We start from the raw sequence: 1,311 nt of genomic DNA on the forward strand, positions 1-1,311 counted from the left end.
CCACAAGCACACCGGCGTCGCCCCCCAAGGTGCTCTCCTGGGTCGTCGTCCACGACACCACGCTGATGCTGTCGCTGCCGACATGGCTGTCGATGGCGTCCGGCCTCAACGCGCTCGCCCGCTGCGTCGACGCGTGGTGGGGCCCTGCTGTGACGTAGCTGTTCTGCCTGCTTATCGATCTTGGTTGTGACCTGCTGTTGCTAGCTGTGTTGTGAACCGCCCCGGGTTCGTTGGAGATCTCAGTTGGTGGCTGTGAGCTGGGGCTTCGTGGTTGCTCGGTCCCCGTTGGGTGGGCGACCATGGCAAGGGTGGTGTGCCCGTGCCATCCCGGGTAGGTGTTCACCGCTGCGGTGGGGCTGCTACTCGCCTGGGCGCCAGTCCCGAGCGTCGAAGCTGTCACCGGGCCTCGCGCAACCTGCCGGTGCGGACTTCGTAGACAAAGCCGCGGATAGCGTCCTTGTGGACAAGCAACGGGCTTTCTCGGATGCGGGCCACGGAGCGACGCACCTGCTCCTCCAAGTCGCTGAAGGCATGGAACTCGAACGGCACCTCAGCTCCTGTCTCGCTCTCCACCTGCCGCTTCAGCTCGTCATCCTGGAACGTGAGCATCCCGCACTCAGTGTTGTGCATAAGCATGATCTCTCGCGTTCCCCCGACACGCTGGGAGATCACGAGCGACCGGATCATGTCCTCCGTAACCACCCCACCGGCGTTCCGGATGATGTGCGCGTCCCCCTCTTCCAGGCCGAGCATCTTGTAGATGTCAAGCCGAGAATCCATGCAGGCGATGACGGCCAGGCGCTTTCTCGGCGGCCGCGGAGGATCGAGGTCCTCGTACGCCGCCGCGAACGCAGCGTTCCTCTCAAGCACGTCGTCGATGGCACTCATCGCTCTTCCTCCAGGCGTACGCCTCGTCGCGGGTCGACCGGGCGCGGCCTTGGCGCCGATCGCCGCCAACACCCCGGCCGGCATCACGAGAGACGATATGGGGCGTTCCGTACCAAACGGGATTCTCCCTGTCATCTCCTTCTCGCGGGCTGTCACCACTGGGCTAACCGGCACAATGCCCAGCTGCACCGCCGCGGAGCTGGTGGAAGCGGAAGTAGTCGTGGTCGATGCCGACGATCTCCGTCGCCAGGGAGCCGGCCAGGCCCTGACCGGAGCTCCAGCTGCTGACCGACGACCCGCGCGTCCTGGAGTTCGCCGCCCGCGTCGTCGCCCGGGTTCCGCAGTTCGTGGACAAACGAGTGGCCACAATCGAGCGTTGACCAGGGAAGATAGGCATGTCGATGCCACAGGGCGTGTGCCTAC

2 protein-coding genes are annotated in these 1,311 nt (G+C 65.2%); both read right to left on the reverse strand.

Annotated features, from left to right (window positions below):
- Positions 1-396: 396 nt before the first annotated feature.
- On the reverse strand, positions 397-888 hold the full coding sequence (locus ACWD3C_RS48655) for a beta-class carbonic anhydrase (protein WP_451155271.1): 492 nt from the start codon (positions 886-888) through the stop codon (positions 397-399).
- 163 nt (positions 889-1,051) lie between these two features.
- A partial coding sequence (locus tag ACWD3C_RS48660) for a hypothetical protein (protein ID WP_451155273.1) occupies positions 1,052-1,311 on the reverse strand: 260 nt, incomplete at its 5' end.

The organism is Streptomyces sp. NPDC002845 (assembly GCF_053591955.1).

Coding starts and splice junctions, on each gene's coding strand:
- ACWD3C_RS48655 (WP_451155271.1), bottom strand. CDS start 888: ATGAGTGCCATCGACGACGTGCTTGAGAGGAACGCTGCGTTCGCGGCG.